At 32.6% G+C, this 18,062-nt stretch carries 17 protein-coding genes and 1 pseudogene; 14 read left to right on the top strand and 4 right to left on the bottom strand.

The annotated features are described in order from the left end of the window. The first annotated feature begins 93 nt into the window (after positions 1-93). Positions 94-1,461, top strand: coding sequence for a 2-hydroxycarboxylate transporter family protein (locus tag PYW31_RS12740; RefSeq protein WP_046837013.1), 1,368 nt, complete (start codon positions 94-96; stop codon positions 1,459-1,461). Positions 1,462-1,500: 39 nt separating this feature from the next. After that, positions 1,501-2,685 carry an NAD(P)-dependent malic enzyme gene (locus tag PYW31_RS12745; protein WP_046837014.1) on the top strand — a complete coding sequence of 395 codons (1,185 nt, stop codon included), beginning with the start codon at positions 1,501-1,503 and terminating at the stop codon, positions 2,683-2,685. Between the two features lie 95 nt (positions 2,686-2,780). Here PYW31_RS12745 and PYW31_RS12750 read toward each other — a convergent pair whose 3' ends face one another. Both PYW31_RS12750 and PYW31_RS12755 read right to left on the bottom strand, forming a co-directional pair. Then, positions 2,781-3,326 (bottom strand): YdhK family protein, encoded by a 546-nt coding sequence (locus PYW31_RS12750; protein ID WP_046837015.1) that lies wholly within the window; start codon positions 3,324-3,326, stop codon positions 2,781-2,783. Between the two features lie 188 nt (positions 3,327-3,514). Next, complete coding sequence (locus tag PYW31_RS12755; RefSeq protein ID WP_046837016.1) at positions 3,515-3,868, bottom strand: zinc ribbon domain-containing protein YjdM; 354 nt, start codon at positions 3,866-3,868, stop codon at positions 3,515-3,517. A 305-nt stretch (positions 3,869-4,173) separates the two neighbouring features. Here PYW31_RS12755 and PYW31_RS12760 point away from each other — a divergent pair, with 305 nt between their 5' ends. The 5 genes from PYW31_RS12760 (at position 4,174) to glpT (ending at position 11,414) form a co-directional block, all read left to right on the top strand. Beyond that, a complete protein-coding gene (locus PYW31_RS12760; RefSeq protein WP_346172385.1) occupies positions 4,174-5,469 on the top strand; it encodes an oligosaccharide MFS transporter in 1,296 nt (431 codons plus the stop codon). 30 nt (positions 5,470-5,499) lie between these two features. Further along, positions 5,500-6,930 (top strand): glycoside hydrolase family 32 protein, encoded by a 1,431-nt coding sequence (locus tag PYW31_RS12765; protein ID WP_046837017.1) that lies wholly within the window; start codon positions 5,500-5,502, stop codon positions 6,928-6,930. A gap of 103 nt (positions 6,931-7,033) precedes the next feature. After that, on the top strand, positions 7,034-8,011 hold the full coding sequence (locus PYW31_RS12770; protein ID WP_046837018.1) for a LacI family DNA-binding transcriptional regulator: 978 nt from the start codon (positions 7,034-7,036) through the stop codon (positions 8,009-8,011). A gap of 383 nt (positions 8,012-8,394) precedes the next feature. Further along, a complete protein-coding gene (locus PYW31_RS12775; protein ID WP_046837019.1) occupies positions 8,395-9,780 on the top strand; it encodes an MFS transporter in 1,386 nt (461 codons plus the stop codon). Between the two features lie 278 nt (positions 9,781-10,058). Further along, positions 10,059-11,414: a glycerol-3-phosphate transporter gene (glpT, locus tag PYW31_RS12780; RefSeq protein ID WP_046837020.1), complete on the top strand. Its 1,356-nt coding sequence runs from the start codon at positions 10,059-10,061 to the stop codon at positions 11,412-11,414. Between the two features lie 196 nt (positions 11,415-11,610). Here the strand turns inward: glpT and PYW31_RS12785 are convergent, their stop codons facing one another. Further along, positions 11,611-11,892, bottom strand: a complete 282-nt coding sequence (locus PYW31_RS12785; RefSeq protein WP_156168128.1) for a hypothetical protein — start codon at positions 11,890-11,892, stop codon at positions 11,611-11,613. 264 nt (positions 11,893-12,156) lie between these two features. Here PYW31_RS12785 and speB point away from each other — a divergent pair, with 264 nt between their 5' ends. From speB to PYW31_RS12810, 5 genes are all read left to right on the top strand, one after another. After that, complete coding sequence (gene speB / locus PYW31_RS12790) at positions 12,157-13,107, top strand: agmatinase (RefSeq protein ID WP_046837021.1); 951 nt, start codon at positions 12,157-12,159, stop codon at positions 13,105-13,107. Positions 13,108-13,141: 34 nt separating this feature from the next. Then, positions 13,142-14,527, top strand: a complete 1,386-nt coding sequence (locus PYW31_RS12795) for a sodium:solute symporter family protein (protein WP_046837022.1) — start codon at positions 13,142-13,144, stop codon at positions 14,525-14,527. 47 nt (positions 14,528-14,574) lie between these two features. Beyond that, a complete protein-coding gene (locus PYW31_RS12800) occupies positions 14,575-15,750 on the top strand; it encodes an aminotransferase class I/II-fold pyridoxal phosphate-dependent enzyme (RefSeq protein ID WP_046837023.1) in 1,176 nt (391 codons plus the stop codon). Between the two features lie 122 nt (positions 15,751-15,872). After that, entirely contained in the window at positions 15,873-15,974 is a 102-nt protein-coding gene (locus PYW31_RS12805) for a type I toxin-antitoxin system Fst family toxin (protein ID WP_142382626.1), read from the top strand. A gap of 129 nt (positions 15,975-16,103) precedes the next feature. Further along, positions 16,104-16,460, top strand: a complete 357-nt coding sequence (locus PYW31_RS12810) for a hypothetical protein (protein ID WP_063410212.1) — start codon at positions 16,104-16,106, stop codon at positions 16,458-16,460. Positions 16,461-16,497: 37 nt separating this feature from the next. On the opposite strand, the pseudogene PYW31_RS12815 reads toward PYW31_RS12810, so the two are convergent. Beyond that, positions 16,498-16,614: pseudogene (locus PYW31_RS12815) on the bottom strand (recombinase family protein); the annotation flags it as partial. A 196-nt stretch (positions 16,615-16,810) separates the two neighbouring features. Between PYW31_RS12815 and PYW31_RS13755 the strand changes: the two are divergent. Further along, entirely contained in the window at positions 16,811-17,323 is a 513-nt protein-coding gene (locus tag PYW31_RS13755; protein ID WP_119604601.1) for a tryptophan-rich sensory protein, read from the top strand. Positions 17,324-17,327: 4 nt separating this feature from the next. Continuing rightward, positions 17,328-17,942 (top strand): M15 family metallopeptidase, encoded by a 615-nt coding sequence (locus PYW31_RS12820; RefSeq protein WP_046837582.1) that lies wholly within the window; start codon positions 17,328-17,330, stop codon positions 17,940-17,942. The last annotated feature ends 120 nt before the right edge of the window (positions 17,943-18,062 follow it).

Consider the following 18,062-nt stretch of genomic DNA (forward strand, 5'->3'; position numbering starts at 1 on the left):
TTTTAATTACAAAAAGATTATAAAACTTTCATAAACTAGGCTTTATTCCCTTAAAGCACTAAGATGTACTTAAGATTAATAAGGGGGATTATTATGATTTCAAAGAATAAAATGAAAGCGCTTTCTTTGTCGGGGGGAGAATCAGAAGAAACAGCTAAAGGTTTTTGGTCAAAATTATTAAATGTAAAGGTTGGCGTTGTGCCTCTACCACTATATATTACGTTAGCTATTATTATCTATGCCGCTTCTGTATATAATACTTTACCACCAGATATGATTGGTGGATTTGCTGTCATTATGATTATGGGTATATTACTAGGTGATTTAGGGATGAAAATTCCTATTTTAAAAGATATTGGTGGTCCAGCCATACTTGCATTACTTATACCATCTATATTAGTATTTTTAAATTTAATGAATCCAGCTTCTGTTAAAGCAGTCACAACCTTAATGAAGACATCAAACTTCTTATATCTGTATATTTCATGTTTGGTGGTAGGTAGTATTTTAGGCATGAATAGTAAGATGTTAATTCAAGGCTTCACGCGTATGTTCGTGCCTTTGTTAGTAGGTACTGCTAGTTCTGTAGGCGTAGGCATATTAGTCGGCCTATTATTTGGCTATGATGTCATGCATACAGTATTTTATATTATTGTTCCAATTATTGGTGGAGGTATCGGAGAAGGTATCCTACCATTATCAATTGCTTATTCATCGATTTTGGGAGACTCTGCAGAATCTTTTGTTGGTCAAATGATTCCAGCTGCAGTTATCGGTAATATTATCGCAGTTGTTTCTGCAGGGTTAATGATGCGTTTAGGGGAAAAGAAAACAGCCCTTTCAGGCAATGGCACATTGGTAAAATCTAAAGACGGAGACAAGATTTCAGAAGGTGAAAATTCTAAAGATACTCAATCTGATCATAAAACAATTGATTTTTCATTAATGGGCGCCGGCTTACTAATTGCGTGTAGTTTCTTTATTGTCGGTACACTGGGACATAAATTTACTGGTATGCCAGGCCCCGTGATTATGATACTTTTTGCCACATTGATTAAATGCTTAAAATGGATGCCTAGCAAAATGGAACAGGGTGCACACCATTTATACAAGTTTGTTTCAACAAGCCTTACGTGGCCACTTATGGTTGGTTTAGGTATGCTTTATATTCCATTAGGTGATGTCGTTAAAATTGTCACACCAGCCTATATTATTGTTTGCGCCTCTGTGGTAATCACAATGATTAGTTCAGGATACTTTGTAGGTAAATTAATGAACATGTATCCTGTTGATGCAGCCATTGTCACAGGTTGCCACAGTGGCTTAGGTGGTACAGGCGATGTAGCTATCTTATCAGCTTCTAGACGTATGTCGCTGATGCCTTTTGCTCAGGTAGCAACTAGAATTGGTGGCGTTTCAACTGTTATTTTTGCAACTTTGCTCTTGAAATTATTAAACTAACATACATTCAAAACATATTAAAAACAAGGAGTTCTAAACATGTCCAGAGAAAATGAGAAAATAGATTCGGTAACGTTTCACCAACAGCATGCTGGGAAAATTGCAGTTACGAGTAAGGTTAATATCACTTCTGAAGAAGATTTAAGTGTTGTCTATACCCCAGGTGTGTCTGAAGTATGTAAAGCGATCGCCAACGATGAAAATAAAGTTAATACCTTAACTGCTAGAGGTAATATGATTGCTGTAGTAACTGATGGTACAGCAGTACTTGGCCTCGGAGATATTGGTCCTAAGGCTGCATTACCTGTAATGGAAGGGAAAAGCATTTTATTTAAACAAATGGCAGGATTAGATGCATTTCCAATTTGTTTAGATACCACACATACAGAAGAAATTATTGCTATTACTAAAGCACTTCAACCTAACTTTGCTGGTATTAATTTAGAAGATATATCAGCACCACGTTGCTTTGAAATAGAAGCGCGTTTAAAAGAAGAATTAGACATCCCTGTATTTCACGATGACCAACACGGAACGGCTATCGTTGTTCTCGCTGCCTTAACGAACGCACTAAAACTTGTAGAAAAAATGCATTATGATGTGAAGATTGTCATTAACGGCGCAGGCTCAGCAGGCATTGCTATTGCTAAATTGTTACTAGAAGCTGGCTACTCTAACATATCTCTAGTCAGTCTGGAGGGTGTCTTGTGTAGAGGAGAATCATGGCTCAATGCTATACAAAATGATATTGCAACTCGTACCAATTTAACAGAGCAACGCGGTACTTTAGATGATGTTATTGAACACGCAGATGTATTTATCGGGGTGTCGGGTCCTTTAGCATTAACACAAGCACATATCAAGACAATGCGTGCTAACCCTATCATTTTTGCTTTAGCCAACCCTGTGCCAGAAATTTATCCAGAAGATGCAATTGCTGCAGGTGCTGCTGTCGTCGGTACAGGGCGTTCAGACTATCCAAACCAAATCAATAATTTATTAGCCTTTCCAGGAATATTCAAAGGTATATTAAATGCACAATCTAAACATATTACAATGGAAACGAAAGTAGCAGCTGCTCATGCAATCGCAAGTGTCATTCCAGAAAGCGAATTAAATGAAAGTTTTATTATTCCAAGTGCCTTAAACCCTAATGTCACAACTGCGGTAGCACAAGCAGTAGAAATGCATGCTCGTCAAGAATTAGCATTACTCACTAACTAAGTCGCTTTTAACATTCTATTTAAATAAAAAATCAAAAAAGAGAAGTACAAAGCATATGTACTTCTCTTTTTATTTTACCTATTATCGTCATCACATTAACGGGATTTTAATTCATCAGCTGTCATCCATTTATGATTTTTAACCAATTTACCATTGTCTGTAGATTTATAATCAACGATATAAACCGTTGTATGCTTAACATTATCTATTGTGGCTTTAGCACCTTTCATTCCAGGCATATGATCTGCTTTTAATTTTGCAGTGTCGCCTTTTTCAAATCCTTTTTGAGGCGCATCTGCTAATTCTTCATTAACAACCCATTTATGATTTTCAACTTCTTTTTTACCATTAGTTGGTTTATAGCTGACAACATAAGCATGCGTTTTATATGCGCCCTTCACTGTTCCTTTGGCGTTTTTCATACCAGCCATATGTCCCATGGTAATCGTTACTTTATCACCTTTTTTAAATTCGCCGTCTTTTGTCTGTTTCATATTATCTGGCAACTGCTGTGTATCTTTATGTTGCATATGGTCTTCGTGTTGCTGATTGTTAGCATGTTCTTTACCTTCATGATTATTTGAACAAGCTGACAACATTAAACCTGATGCTATAATTATAAAGCTCACTTTTTTTATCATCACAAAACACCCCTTTATTTTATATCAAAATATTTAATATCATCATAACATATACCCTGTATGGGTATATAGTGTTTTGAATATTTTCTATTTCAAATATCTGATTTATGATCTTCTATAAAAAATTATAATAAAAGCCTCGTAACTGATTGGTAGTTACGAGGCTTTTAGCTATTACGAACAACTTATTATTTACTAGATTTCTTCACAAGCGATGACTTTAAGCCTACTTGTCCAATACCTGCAATTTTACAATCGATATCATGTCCATCTTCTGGCTCTACTAAGCGAATACTTTTGACTTTTGTACCCTGCTTAATTACTGATGACGTGCCTTTAACTTTTAAATCTTTGATAACAGTGACCGCATCTCCATCATTGAGTTCTTGACCATTAACATCTTTAATAATCTCTTCTTCTGTATTACTTTCATCTGCATTTGATGACCATTCATGGTTGCACATTGGGCAAACATATAAGTTGCCATCTTCGTATGTATATTCTGATTCACATTTTGGGCAATTTGGTAAAGTTGCTTCCATATTTATACCTCCTATAATATAACTTTTCCTACATAACATAACACAATTCATGAATAAAGGTATGATTTAATTCTAAAAAATATGTGAACTTTATATGTTATGACGACGTCGCTTATTACCTGAGTCTATACAACTTTTTAATATAGTTATTGCTTACTACTTTGATTTAAAATATATTATCAAAGTTCTTTTATTCATAAGCAATATCATCAACTCATATGTCAACCGGTTGACATAAAAAGAAAAGTACTCTACAATTCTAAGAAAGCGTTTTCAATACATGTGTTGCGAAAGGAGAAAAGCATTTGAATATTACTAAACATTTACAACCTTTTAAAAATGTCTCTTATGTACAAAGTTCTTTAACTATGTTTTTATACTTTGCTTCTTGGTCCATATGGTGGTCTCTTTTTCAAATTTGGCTTGCTTCAAAAAGTAATGGATTAGGTTTGTCCGGTACTGAAATTGGAACCATTTATTCTGTAAATTCCTTTGTAACGATTATTTTTCTTTTTAGTTATGGTTTAATTCAAGACAAGTTGGTTATTAAAAGAACACTTATCATCTCTTGTGCTTCAATTTCTGTTTTAGTTGGACCTTTTTTCACTTTAGTATACAAAGATTTAATTCAAAATCATTTTTTTGTTGGTGTCATTGCAGGTTCAATTTTTTTATCAGCAGGTTTTCTTTCTGCTTCTGGTGTCTATGAAACAGTTGCTGAAAAATTAAGTCGTTTCTTTAATTTTAAATATGGACAAGCCAGAGCATGGGGTTCTATTGGATTTGCATTATCCGCTTTGATTGCGGGTCACTTATTTGTGATCAATCCAGATTTTAATTTCTGGCTTGGTTCGCTATTAAGTCTATTTCTTTTATTAAATCTCATTTTATTAAAGTCTAAAAATGAAAAGAAAATGATAAAAACCTTACGTAATCATCCGGATGATGAATCTATACCCACTGCCAAAGACATGATTGAAACGCTTAAAATGAAGCATTTATGGGTCGTAATGTTATTTATCATGTTTACGGGCACCTTCTATGGTATTTACGATGGGCAAATGTTTCCTGATTTTTATACCAAATTATTTGATAATCCAAAGACAGGCCAAACGATGTATGGAAATTTAAACTCATTGCAGGTATTTTGCGAGGCCATCATGATGGGTATTGTTCCTATTATTATGATGAAAATTGGGGTGAAGCCCACGTTAATGTTAGGCGTATCTGTTATGTTTTTACGCATTGGGTTAAGTGCTTCTACCGACAGTCCCATTTTAATGTCTTTAATTAAAATGATGCATGCTTTAGAAGTCCCCTTATTCATGTTACCAACCTTTAGATATCTGACTCTGCACTTTGATCCTAAATTATCTGCAACACTTTATCTTGTCGGCTTACAAATATCAGGTCAAATTGGTTCTGTTTTACTTTCAACACCATTAGGCATACTCCGAGATAACATAGGATACAATTATACATTTATTCTCATTTCAATCATTGTCATGATAGCAGCCGTATTCGGTTTTATTTTATTGAAAAATGATGATGAAATGGTAGATGGTGATCCTTTCCTTAAAAATGCACAACTAACAAATTAAAATTAATTATAGAAAGTAGGCATATATTTTATGAATCCAGTTCAGTTAAAATCACACAAATATCGTTTAGGCTATCACGTTATGGCACCTTCAGGATGGATAAATGATCCAAATGGCTTTTGTTACTTCAAGGGATATTATCATATCTTTTATCAATATTACCCTTATAGTGAAAAAGGCGGTAGCCCCATGCATTGGGGACATGCTCGCAGTAAAGATTTAGTGCATTGGGAAACCCTCCCTATTGCATTAACGCCAGGAGATCCCGAAGATACGGATGGTTGTTTCTCAGGGAGCGCAATTGTCAAAGATGATACACTTTACCTTATCTACACTGGTCATCATTTTAATGATAGTAATCAGCCTGAAGATTTCTGGGAAAATCAAAATATGGCGTATAGCCAAGATGGCATACATTTTACTAAGTATGAGCACAATCCAATCATTGCCACACCACCAGCAGATAATACTCAGCATTTCAGAGACCCTAAAGTGTGGCAATACGAAGATGGATTTTACATGATTTTAGGTAGCCAAGGTCATGACGGTTTAGGACGTGCCCTATTATATAAATCTTCTGATCTCAAAAAATGGGAATATCAAGGGGCTATTGATAAATCTAAACAAGTCTCTAAAGAAGGCTTCATGTGGGAATGTCCAGACCTTTTCGAATTAAAGCACAAGCATATTTTGCTCTTTTCTCCACAAGGTATTGAAGCTGAACATAAAAAATTTCTCAACTTATTCCAAACAGGTTATTTTATAGGCCATTTAGATTATACGCAATCCACTTTCAATAGAGATAGCTCATTTATAGAATTAGATAATGGTCATGATTTTTATGCGGCACAAACTACCTTAACACCAGATGGTAGAACTGTTGTTATCGGTTGGATGGACATGTGGGAAAATGAAATAATCGAACAAGAAGATGGATGGGCAGGTGCTTTAACTTTACCTAGAACGCTCAATTTAAAAAATAACAAAGTATTTATGAACCCTGTGGAAGAAGTTAAAAACCTTCGTACAGGAGAATGTCGCTCACTATCATTAGATAATCGCCAAGTATTGTTATCTAATGATAGTGCACATGTTGAAGTAAATCTATCCTTGAAAACAAATAAATTCGAAAACGATACTATTAAATTGACACTAAACACTCAACAAGATGATACTATAATGTCACTCACTTACAATACACAAAGTCATTCATTTACGTTATTCCGCAAAGACCATGATGATTGTCGTTATGCTGATATTGCAGCATCTCATGAAGTGAATTTACGTATTTTTATAGATAAGAGTTCCGTAGAAATTTTTATTAATGATGGTGAAAAATGCTTTACAGAACGTTATTATTACCCGCATACGCCAATATTAAGTATTGAAAATACATCAAATCGTTCTTTATCAGGTCAAGCTCTCGTTTATAACCTTAAGGATGAAGCTATACAATTCTAGTTCAAAGGTCTGCATATGAATCATATGTGGGCCTTTGTTTCCTTTCACTTTCTCAATATATTTATTAAACTAGAGATAATTAAGAATTATTGAGGAGGTTTATATGAAACCTAAATTAGAAGATGTTGCTAAATTAGCCAATGTATCCAAGACTACGGTGTCGAGGGTTTTAAATAATCGTGGTTATCTCAGCCAAGCTACAATTGATAAAGTAAATTCGGCTATGAAGACTTTGAACTATAAACCCAATACGGTGGCACGACAGTTATATAAAAAACAAACACACATTATCGGCTTACTCTTTCCCACTGTAGCAAATCCCTTTTTCGGTGAACTCGTCGAAGCATTAGAAATAAAGTTATATAACCAAGGCTATAAAGTTATTATTGGTAACTCTATGAATGATCCAGAAAAAGAAATGCATTACCTAGATCAATTATTATCGAATCAGATTGATGGCTTAATTGTTGGAACCCATAACCAAAATATTAAACAATACGAAAACGCTCAATTACCTATTGTCGCTATAGATCGTATTATGAATGAGGATATTCCAATTATCGAATCTGATAATTATAATGGCGGTAAAATGGCTACAGAAAGATTAATTCAGCAAGGATTAACAAAAATATTGCATTTACATGGCCCAACCGATTTAGAAACACCAGCAAACAGAAGAAAATCAGCCTATGTAGATACAATGAACGCTCATCACTTAGAACCGATGTGTTATGAAGTAGATTTTAGTTTGAATGATATTAATAAAAAAGAAACTTTTCGTCGAATTCTTAAAGAATATACTGAAATTGAAGGCATTTTTGTATCCAATGACATCGACGCTGCAATGATATTGCAACTCGCCTATGAATTCGGAAAAAAGGTGCCTGATAACTTCAAAATTATTGGCTATGATGGTACACAAATGATGAGAAACATTCAACCTGACTTAACAACAATCATTCAACCTATTGATGATATGGCTACAACAGCATTATCAGTTTTAACAAAACGCCTAATGAATGATCCTACGAAAAATGAATATGTGTTACCTGTTAAACTGTGGGAAGGTACAACAGGTTAATATATTTCCAATCTAAAGAATCTCGAGAACTCTTGCTGTAGTTGTCGGGATTCTTTTTATTTTATAATCATACCGAATATATATAATGATAGTGCTAATTCAAAAAAGGCCTTCAATACGTCCTCATTACAGTATTTGACAATAAAATTTTACGTTCATCAAATTTTGCGCACCGAGACATTCTACCACTTTTGGTTAGCAAAGCAAACTATTTTTGCTTATGAAGGAAAATACAGTTTTTTGTCTTGAAAAATTATATAAAAGGAATAAGATATTTAAGTATGGCAAGATTTTAAAAGCTTTTAAAATTCTTAAATATCTAATTTAAAACAATTTAAAATAGTAAAGGATTTTAAAGATGCAAGCGTGGAGGATGAAAAAAAGTGCTTAAAGAAACAGATTTTAAAGGCAATGGAAGACTTCTTACAGGTATCGTTCTTGGTGTTATAACTTTCTGGTTATTCTCAAGCTCACTCGTCAATATCGTTCCAACATTAAAAGAAGAATTTGGCGCAAATGCCGGAATCATTAACGCCGCAGTCAGTATTACAGCGTTATTCTCTGGTATGTTTGTTGTAGGTGCAGGTAGTTTAGCTGATAAGTTTGGTTACGTAAAAATGACTTATATTGGATTAGCATTAAATATTCTAGGGTCATTATTAATTATTATTTCATCTGCTGTCCCTTTATTCATAACAGGTCGCATTATACAAGGGTTTTCAGCAGCAATAGTTATGCCAGCGACACTCTCATTGGTCAAAGCTTATTATAATGGCAGACATCGCCAAGCAGCTTTAAGTTATTGGTCTATTGGATCATGGGGTGGTGGCGGTATCGCCTCATTCTTCGGTGGTATTGTTTCAACAGCGATTGGATGGAAATGGATTTTTATCATATCAATCATTGTGTCCTTAATTTCTATCTTACTTATTAAAGGCACGCCCGAAGTACGTGCTCAATCTAAAGCAAATAAAAAATTCGACATTGCCGGATTAGTTATTTTCGTTATATTTGTATTTAGCATTAACCTTATTATTACTCAAAGTTCAGATTATGGTCTATTTTCTCCGTTAATATTAACAATGATAGCTATATTTATTGTTTCACTTATTGTATTTATTATTGTTGAAAGAAGAATAAACAATCCATTAATTGATTTTAAAATCTTTAAAGATATGGGTTATACCGGTTCAACACTATCTAACTTTTTAATGAATGCCGTTGCAGGAACATTAATAGTCGGCAATACATTTGTTCAAGAATCACTAGGTTTTAATGCATTCCAATCAGGTGCGCTGACAATTACTTACCTCGTTACAGTAATTGCTACGATTCGTATTGGAGAAAAAATATTACAGCATTTAGGTGCTAAAAAACCTATGGTTATAGGTAGTTTACTTAATATGATTGGTATTATTTTAATATCATTTACATTCTTACCTAATACACTATACGTGGTATTTTGTATCATCGGTTATTTCATTTATGGTCTAGGTTTAGGTTTCTATGCTACACCTTCTATGGATACAGCTATTGCAAATGCTTCAGAAGATCAAATAGGTATGGCCTCAGGTGTATACAAAATGTCTTCATCACTAGGTAATGCTTTTGGTGTCGCATTGTCCGGTACAATTTATGCTATTGGTAAAACAGCATTAAGTTTAGAAACTAGTGCAATGCTTGGCTTTGGGTTAAACGTATTATTAGCCCTATTATCGTTTATTATCGTTCTATTTGCTATTCCAAGAAAACAAGGTATCGAAAGTTAACGCCTTTTTCTATTTATGAAGTTATTTTTATTTCAAATAAAAATTTACAACTAAAAACGCCTCCGTATAAATTTATTTAAATTTGAATTTATACGGAGGTGTTTTTCTATGAAAGATAATAAATTCCTATGGAAAAACAATATAAATATAGCAAGTTGTTTTTAGTATGTTATAAAATATTATTCCAACATATATTGACATCGCTTACAATTCACTCTATCTTAATATTAAGTTAATTATTTTTTAAATTAAAATTAATAAAGGAGGGAATTAGCTTTATGTTCAACTTTTTAAAACCTGCGAAGCATATCAAATCGCTTCCATCAGAAAAAGTAGATGATACATACAAACGTTTAAGGTTACAAGTGTTCCTTGGTATTTTCTTAGGCTATGCTGGTTATTATTTATTACGTAAAAACTTCTCATTAGCGATGCCCTACTTAATTGACGAAGGTTTTAGTAAAACTGGTTTAGGTGTCGCTTTATCTGCTATATCGATTGCCTATGGTATCAGTAAGTTTGTAATGGGAACAGTAAGTGACCGGAGTAACGCCCGTATATTTTTAACATTAGGCTTAATTTTAACGGCTATCGTTAATTTATTATTAGGTTTTATTCCTGTACTTACATCGAGCATTTTCATTATGTTTGTGATGATGTTTTTAAATGGATGGTTTCAAGGTATGGGATGGCCTCCTTCTGGACGTGTCCTCGTACATTGGTATAGTGTGAGCGAACGTGGTAGTAAGACTGCAATTTGGAATGTAGCACACAATGTAGGCGGCGGTTTAATGGCACCACTAGCGCTCGTTGGTGTAACGCTAATTAGCACTTGGTCTTTTGGTTATTTAAAAGGATTTGAAGGTACTTTTATTCTTCCAGCCATTGTGGCAATAATTATTGCACTAATTTCCTATAGTTTGATTAGAGACACACCTCAATCAGAGGGTTTACCTCCAATTGAAGCATATAAAGATGATTATGATACAAATTCAAAACATACCATTGAAACTGAATTGACTACAAAAGAAATTCTTTTTAAGTATGTGTTAAATAATAAATGGGTATGGGCCATTGCGATTGCCAATATATTTGTATATTTTGTACGTTATGGCGTTCTAGACTGGGCTCCTACCTATTTAAGTGAAGAAAAGGACTTTAATTTAAAAGCATCAGGTTGGGCTTACTTCCTATATGAATGGGCAGGTATACCTGGTACATTATTGTGCGGTTACATTTCTGATAAAGTATTTAAAGGTCGTCGAGGCCCTGCCGGCTTTATATTTATGCTCGGTGTTACAATTGCGGTTATCGTTTATTGGTTAAATCCAGCTGGTAATCCATTAATTGATAACATTGCGCTCATTTCCATCGGGTTTTTAATTTATGGACCAGTCATGTTAATTGGCTTACAAGCCTTAGATTATGTTCCGAAAAAAGCAGCTGGAACTGCAGCTGGCTTAACAGGTTTATTTGGTTATTTAGGAGGCGCAGTAATGGCTAATATCATTATGGGACTCTTAGTGGATCATTTAGGTTGGGATGCTGGTTTCTTACTCCTTACAATTATTAGTATATTAGCAATGTTAAGTTTCACATTAACGTGGCACAAACGTGGACAATCAAGTATTTAAAGAATAGCAATGGTTAAAAGCTCTATATTTTTATTCTTGGCACAATTGTTGAATATCTGATTGTACCAATCATAGCATTTATATAAGATAACCCCCTCACTTCAAACGATTGTGAGGGGGTTATACTATACACTTCTGTAAGCCTATTATTTTTATAAGATTCAAAGTGCAAATAATATTCACACAGCATACCACACTATTTTTCTTGTATGTTCTCTAATAGTAATGGTAATTCTGTTATATCATTCAATACGTAATGAGCCCCATGAGCTAAGAATTTTTGTTTTGCCTCCTCTATAATTTTTTTCTTGTCATCATTATTCAAATTAATCCATTCACTTTCGCTTAGCCCAATAATCGAGCTACCTTTAATAACGCCTACAGCTATAACTCCACTATTAAGCGCCTCTTTTATATCAGACAATGTGTCACCTACTTTAATTACTTCATGAACTGATTGTAATTCGAGTTGACGCATATTTTCAAAAACTAAGGCTATCAAATATGAGCCTTTTAAATTATGTTATCTTCCCTCTCATCATTCCTCACCTTAGCTACTAACTTAGCGCGAGAAAAGGCTATTTTATACATGTTTTAGCTTATGAGAAGTAAATATTAACATTTTACAATAACAAACTGGTACCAAGTAAAAAACAAACTGGTTCTTTACTTTTTATATTTGTTAAACTAGCATTTATGAAAGCGCATTCAAAAGCATTTAAAATTAAAGGAGTGGATTTATATGTTTAAGCCAAAAGATTCATCTATGTCGCCAAGATTTGTTGGACCAAGAACTTTTATGAGATTACCATTGGAAAACGCTTTAGAGAACGTAGATTTTTTAATTATGGGTGTACCATTTGATACTGCTGCTTCAAATAGAACTGGTCAAAGATATGGCCCTCAAAGTATACGAGATTTTTCAGTTTTATTGAGACCGTATAATCCAGATCAAGATATAAATATTTTCGATTATTGTTCAGGTATAGATTACGGGGACGTCGATGTTATACCAGGTAATGTGTTGAAAACTTATGATAAAATCACTGAAAAATTAGCACCTATTTTAAACAAAGGGATTATTCCTATTATGATGGGAGGAGACCACTCAATAACATTAGGCCATCTACGTGCTTTCGCCAAAAAATATGGTCCTGTATCACTTGTTCATTTTGATTCTCATAGCGATACCTGGGAAGATTATTTTGGTGAAAAATATGTTCATGGAACGCCATTTAGAAGAGCGGTAGAAGAAGGGTTAGTTGATACAAAAAAATCAATTCAAGTCGGTATTAGAGGACCATTATATGGACCTGAAGATATACAAAATGCAAGAGATTTAGGATATCAAGTCATTCCAATGAGAGAAGCACGTGAACTAGGTATTGAAAACGTAATAGATAAAATCCACAAACGAGTGGGAGACAACCCAGTTTTCGTTTCCTTCGATATTGATTTTTTAGATCCTGCGTATGCTCCAGGAACTGGAACACCAGAAGTTGGAGGACCAACAAGCTTTGAAGCATTAGAATATGTAAGGAAACTTGATGGTCTAAATATTAAAGGATTCGATTTAGTAGAAGTATTGCCAACATATGATTCTAATGAAATAACAGCTGTAGCTGCATCTTCAGTCATATTTGAAATGGTAACATTAATAGCATTAGCAAAACGGAGAAGTGAAAACCAATAAATTTATTTTATATTAAAGAAAGTTGGTAAAGCTTATGACGAATATAGACTTTATAATATTTGCAGTATATTTTTTCGTGTTGATATCAATTGGTGTTTTAGGTGTAGTGAAAGCGAAGTCTTCAAAGAAATATATGCTTGCTGATAGTAACTTAGGTGTGTTTATGTTATTTGGTTGTTTGACAGCTGTATTTTTAGGTGGTTCTTCCACAATTGGTTCATCGCAACTAGGTTACGAAATTGGTTTTTCTGGATTTTGGTTTGTATTTGCATTAGGTGCTGGTATCACAATTTTTGGATTGCTTTTTTTAAGTAGAATTTTAAATATGGAAATTATTACAATAAATGAATTGTTGTATAAATTATTTGGTTCTAAGGTCCGTATTATAGGCGCTATTGTTACAGCAATATACACATTAATGATAAGTGTTACGCAAGTAATAGCCATTGGTTCATTAGTATCTGTTATATTCCACTGGGATATGGAAGTAGCTATTCTTGTGGGTGGTAGTGTGGTTTTTATTTACACAATACTTGGCGGCATGTGGACACTATCTATTACTGATTTTATTCAGTTTTCTGTTATGACAATTGGAATGTTTTTCATTATGTTACCAGTAAGCGTACATAGTGTTGGTGGATTCGAAGAATTATTTAGTTCATTGCCCTCTTCACATTTAAGTTTCACCAATATTGGAATGAATGAAATTTTTAATTACTTTATAACATATACACTTGGAGTTATGGTAGGCCAAGATATATGGCAACGTTTCTTTACAGGGAAAACAAAACGAATTGCTAAAACTTCTGGTGTTTTAGTAGGTATTTATAGTGCATTATATTCAATAATTATGGTAATTATAGGAATGTGTGCGTATATTTTATTTCCAAATATTCAAAACACGCAAAATGTTTTTACACATATGGCGTTTGAGACATTACAGCCCGGTTTATTAGGTATTGTATTTGCTGCTTTAGCAGCTGCAATAATGTCCACGGCTTCAGGTACATTACTCGCCTCATCAACAATTATTTCAAATGATATATTAAAACCATTTTTCTTTAAAAATATCAATGACGATAGATTTTTATTATTAACCCGTTTAACGACTTTATGCTTAGCTATTATTGCAATTATTATTGCAATTTCGATTAAACAGGTCCTTGTTGCAATAGATATCGCTTATGCTATATTAACGGGAGCTATTTTTATGCCAGTTATACTAGGATTATTTATTAAATGGATTACAGAGAGAGCAGCATTTTTAGCGATTCTAGTGAGTATCATTACAGTCTTCTTAAGTTTAATTATTGTTGGCCCGAGTTCAAATGTAACGATTATTTATGCTATTGTTTTAAATACAATTACATTACTTGGTGTATCCTATTATGATAATCATTTAGCAAAGAAAAAAAAATAACTTTTAATTCAATGTGAACCGTCTATTAAATTAAAGGAGGTTTCTCAATGAAATCATTAAACCAATATATTTATGATATTGAAGTTCCTGGTACACGTCAGTTTGCAAATAAAGTGGATCAATACGCCAATAGTATTGATTTAACTTTAGGGCAATCGGGTTTTGAACCAGCTGAATATATTAAAGAAGCTATGATCACAGCAATACAAGATAATAAATTACGCTATACACATAATAAAGGGCTACTAGAGTTAAGAGAAGCTATTTCAAAATACACATTTGATAGACATCAAACATATTATAATCCTGAAAATGAAATTGTAGTGACAAATGGTGGGTCCGAGGGTATCGATGACATATTGAGGACAATATTAAATCCAGGAGATGAAGTTATTTTGCCCTCTCCTACGTATTTAGGTTATGAACCTATCATAAAATTAGCAGGTTGTAATGTTAAACTTGTAGATACTACAAGTACAAAGTTTAAGCCTACAGCTACAAACGTTAAACAGGCTATTACCGAAGATACAAAAGCAATTATATTTAATTATCCAACAAATCCAACGGGAACGACGTTAACATATGAAGAGATAGCATCTATTGTAAATGTGCTTGAAGATACAGGTGTTTATATTATTACTGATGAAATATACAGTGAAAATGTTTATGACCATAAACATCATTCGTTTATGGAATTTCCATCAATTCGAAATCAATTATTTGTAGTAAATGGTTTATCCAAATCTCACGCATTAACAGGTGCAAGAGTAGGCTATGTATTATCCACACCGCGTTTAATCGAAGAAGTAACAACAGTACATTTATACAATTCGATATGTGTTGCTACGCCAAGTCAATATGGAGCAATAAGTGCGTTAAAAAATGGAAATGAAGATATAAAAAAAATGAATCAAGCTTATTTAGAACGACGTAACTATATATATAGTCGGATTCAAAAAATGGGCTTACCTGTTGAAAAACCTGAAGGCGCCTTTTATATTTTTCCAGATGTTAGTCAATATAATAAAGACTCATTTGCATTTTGTACACAACTTTTAGAATCAGAACAATTGGCCGTAGTGCCTGGAAAATCCTTTTCAGAATTTGGCGAAGGTCATATTAGATTATCGTTTGCTTGTACGATGCAAGAAATAAAAGAAGCATGTAATAGATTACAACGTTTTTTAGAAAATTATAAAAACAAAGAATCTAATATGGAATAGTATATTTAAACTCTAAATTATTTTAATTAAACGATATTTAATTTATTGGAAGTGCATCTGCTTCAAAAGATACAGATGGTATAATTGTGAAGTCGTTTTTTTACTTCTGTGCTGTGATTATCATGGAAGAAGATGACATCATATTTGTAGCTTTAATAGCTCCTATTATAGTAAGGAATGTACTCACGTGGTTTTCTTATTGGCTGAATAAGCGTGATAAATAATTAGACGACATAGTCAATACACCAAAAAGCCCGATAACTACTATGAATAGTTATCGGGCTCAGTGTTTTTCATGCTTAACATCATAGTAAGTGAGAATGTAAAATAGTGTTCTTGAAAGGAGGTGTAATTTGAAGAAATTTATTTACGCTAGCGTGATTTTAATACTATTAATCACTATATATTTATCTGTGAATTTTTTGTTTTTTGATAAGTGGACTTTATATCAAAGTGAAAACCAATTAAATAATTATGTTGAGAACCATAAAGACAATAATTTAAAACAAATTTCTAGAGATGATAAAACTTATAATTTTTTAAGGAAAAAGCAAAAGATATCTATTATAAGTAAAAGTGATAACCAAGGTAGTGGAAGTATGAACTATTATCGAGTAACTATCAATAATAATTCAGCTGAAATATATATTAAGCCTAGTCATACTTTTATTCCTGAAAAAACTACTATCCAACATGTTAGGATACTTTAACTTTTTTAATCTAAATACTTTATTTTACATAATAGAAGATATTTAAATCAATACGATTATCATCCAACCATGACGATAGCTCGATTAACTGTTTTGTTATACGTTCAAGAGAATCTAGTTTATAGTTAACTAAAATATCGTCTTCACGTAAATACTAACATCTCCCCTAAGATAAATAAGATCATAGCGATATTAACTATTGAATACACTTGCATACAGACAGAATAGTAAAAAGTAGAATTTACGTTGTTTTGAGTAAAGTTGGTTTAATAATATTGAAGTTGACCTGATATAATTCGACTTATTGAAAATTTATCTATATTGTTGATTAAATAAGCCAAAAATTGAAAATGCAAAAATTTATTATATGCCTCACGAAAAGGAATGATTATTTGAAAATCCCCTTAATATTATTAAAATTTTTCTACCCTTTATTTATTATCTTCCAAATTTCTAATTTCTCTATAAAAAACAACGAAGAAAAATACGAGCGTTTACAAAAAAACAAATATATTATTAATAGTTTGTTGCTTCCTTTAATATGGATAATAGTGAATATGATTTCGAGTGTTACTCTTACGCTTTCACATTCATACTATAAAAAAATTTTCTTTTTAGCTTATAACGTCCAATTAATAGCACAGAGCTTTTGGTATTTAATCTTTTTCAAACATCAATCATTTTTGCTCTCACTTGTAATCAAAATAGTTCAATTTCTATTTATGATAGTGAGTATTAAATCAGTCACCAAAAAGAAAAATTTTATCCGTTTACTTTTAGGAATACATTTATCCTGGATTATCTATGAAATATATTTAAATATACATTTTTGGTCATTAAATAAAAAACTATATAAAAGGTGATTATATGAAAAAATTCGTTCTAGCTGTAGCTATTTTTACTACAATCTATTCATTTAAAAATAAGAAAAAAGAAAAACGTAATACTGTTATGAAAAGGAATGGCGCATATTATGTAAATAATCAAATTATTGTAAACAGAGATTATAAAGTTTGCCCATTTTATATACCTTTTCCAAAATTAAAGGCAAGAAACGCTTTAAAACTTATGATTAAAGACGCCCGAAACCAAGGGTTCCAACTAATTATTATTAGTGGTTTTCGATCATATTTAAAACAAATGCGGTTATTCAATATGTATGTTCGTCGTGATGGTCTAGAAAAAGCGAAAACTTATAGCGCTGAGCCAGGATATTCTGAACATCAAACAGGTTTAGCTTTTGACGTTGCCTCTCCCGGATTAGATGAATCAATAAAAGAACAGTTTCAATTTACAAAAGAAAGCAAGTGGCTTCAAGATAACGCACATTTCTATGGGTTTATTATCCGATACCCCAAAGGTAAAGAAGACATTACAGAATTTATGTATGAACCTTGGCATATAAGATATGTAGGTAAAGAAGATGCCATGGAAATAGTAAATAAAAATCTCACCCTTGAAGAATACTTTGACTTAATTTAAAACAATTTTTTATAAAAAGTAAACTTAACAAGACAAAAATACGTATATTTTAATGTAAGACGTAAGATTAAAAGAATCTAATTGTTTTTATTCGTGAGTTTTAACAATGGTTAGGAAACA

This window comes from Staphylococcus succinus (genome assembly GCF_029024945.1).
GTDB classification, from domain to species: domain Bacteria; phylum Bacillota; class Bacilli; order Staphylococcales; family Staphylococcaceae; genus Staphylococcus; species Staphylococcus succinus.